Raw genomic sequence first — 2,497 nt, 5'->3', positions numbered from 1 at the left:
ATCATTAATCCATTGACTTCCATTCCAACTATAATCTATACCCTGTATTAGGTTCCCGTTAGTGTCATAAGTATATTCGGTTTTCCAACTATTATTCCATTGATTTGTCCATTTTGACCATCGAATTACAATCTCTTGTATAAGGTTTCCGTTAGAGTCATAGGTAAAATTTATAATTAAATCATCAATCCATTGGCTTCCTTCCCAATTATAGTCTAGTCTCTGATTTAAATACCCGTAAGCATCAAAAACATATTCGGTTTTCAATACATTTCGCCAAAGACTTTCACTTTCACTCCAATGATATTCTATTACCTGAGTTAGGTTTCCATTAGTATCATAAGTGTATTCAATTTTAGAACTGTCTTGCCATTGACTTTCCCACCAATAAGATTCGATCTCTTGTAAGAGATTCCCGTAGGCATCATAAATATATTCAATTTTCCAACCAATATTCCATAGACTTTCATTCCAATTGGAATGTAAATATGTGGTAAGGTTCCCGTTATTGTCGTATGTATATTCAATTTTATCATCATTTACCAATTGACTTGAGGTTTCGTCCCAATATTGTAATGTTTCAGAGTCAAGCCCATACTTTAGAATTAATGGAGAAGAAATCGATTGAGAGGAATTTGTCCTTGAATTTCGAAAAACTCCTCTTCTTTTATCAAAAAGAGGGCGTTTACTAAATATATTTTCAAGACCATTCAAATTTTGTATTTGATTTTCAATTCTGAACCTTTCACCAAACCTGTTTTTTTTATTCTCTTTTTTTTGACCAAATGAAAATAGGGTCAAAAAAAATATCAAAGATAAAAGTGTAATTCTCTGTTTCATTTTTTTCCTTAATTGATTAATACTTTCTTTTAAAGAAGAAAAATAATATTAAAAAAACGGAAAGTAAATGATTGTCATCAGTCTAAGTCAATTAACTGAATTAGAAAAGATTAATCAAAGTTTAGGAGAATACTTATCAAGACTATGCCCATATTTAAAACTTCTTACTTCTGTAATAACATTATGCTCAGCATCATAAACAACCTCAACAAAGAACTTGTCTATGGCATAACAGTAGCACTTTTCAGTTTCAGTAACATAGTTATCTAAAAATACGCCCCTATACTAGAATTTTATTTGAGCCAAAACAAGTTTACTATTGAATTTAAAATGATTATTTTGCTCAATTATCACCAATCCAAACACCGAAGGCGAAAACCACTATAACACCAGACAAAACCAAAATAGAAGTAAATATTGTTGATACAGCTTTATTTCTTAATCTAACATCATTAATTTTAGTTTTATCTAAATAAACTCTTGTTAAATCTCCTTTAATTTTCTTAACACCGTAATATTGCCCATCTTGTAATTCTATTCTTTTAAACTTAAGGTTTTCATTAGTTTTTGTCCATACTCTAACCTTAGTGTTAGATTGAGATGCCTCATAAAGAGTTTTTGAACGCGTTAAGTAAAGTGAACAACTTTGAAGTAATATTAATACCGATAAAACACTCCTACCTTTTTTAAATGTATTTTTAGTTTTTTCATAATTGCAGTTTATGTTACCATATAAATATATTTGTATCACTATCAATAAACAATAAGGTATAGCAGTAATAGTAGTTTTCCCATTGGCTTATTATTTAAATAGGATTACGCTAAAACCTAAAATTAATTGATTCATCAAAAGTATCCTATGACAAAAGTCAGTTGCGTCAGACACAACCACCTCACACCTCAAACCCAATACTATAAATAATCTAAGGAATAATGTTATCGAATAACTTAATGAAAAACCCTAATAGTCATATCTATTTACGTCAAAATAGTAGAATATGTCTATATCTAACATTTGTCATAATATTCTTTAACTCTTTACAAGAAATGAACAATAATAACAATGAAAATAAATATTTTTATAATCGCAATTTTATTAGTTAATGTAGTTTTTAGCCAAAAAAATGAAATTGATAGATAAAACGATTGTTGAAAACCATAGACTAATATATCAACTTAAAATCCAAGGTTATAAAAGAAACACTTGCAATTATAGAATCTGAATTAAGAAAGTAACGAAAGCACAACAATGTATAAAAATAATTGCTCAATTTTGGACTTAACCAAAGGTAATTGCAAGTTTACTACGTCTGATTTTCCTGCGGAAAATTCTCGCAAACAAACTTGCAACTTTCCATATACATAAACGTTAGCCTTCATTATGAAAACAATAATATCATTATCTAATACTAATCTGACCTTTTGTTAAATCGTAATAATTACGAGGATCAAATGGCATTTCTTCTATAAAATCACATAAATTATAAAGTCTGTTAATCGGTAAAAAGGCTATTTGGTCAGATGTATCCTTATTGGAAGTCCCATTGTCTTTTAAGAATACTACCAAGGACCTACCAGTTATGTCAATTTCACCCCATCTTCCTTTTTTAACAATGCCTCCTACTTTTGCCATATTTCCTTCAACAATCATACAAGT

Annotated in this window: 3 protein-coding genes; all 3 read right to left on the bottom strand. The window is 29.0% G+C overall.

The genetic code is table 11. The features are described from left to right. The coding region (locus tag AC15TD_RS13260; protein ID WP_484452632.1) for an RHS repeat domain-containing protein at positions 1-840 on the bottom strand (840 nt) is incomplete at its 3' end. Positions 841-1,183: 343 nt separating this feature from the next. Further along, positions 1,184-1,597, bottom strand: coding sequence for a hypothetical protein (locus AC15TD_RS13255; protein ID WP_484452631.1), 414 nt, complete (start codon positions 1,595-1,597; stop codon positions 1,184-1,186). Positions 1,598-2,239: 642 nt separating this feature from the next. Continuing rightward, positions 2,240-2,497 (bottom strand): hypothetical protein (locus AC15TD_RS13250; RefSeq protein WP_484452630.1); only part of this gene is annotated, 258 nt, incomplete at its 5' end.

This window comes from Yeosuana sp. (assembly GCF_057126245.1).
Note: the sequence above shows the minus strand (reverse complement) of the source record. Positions and strands in the feature narration are given on the sequence as shown.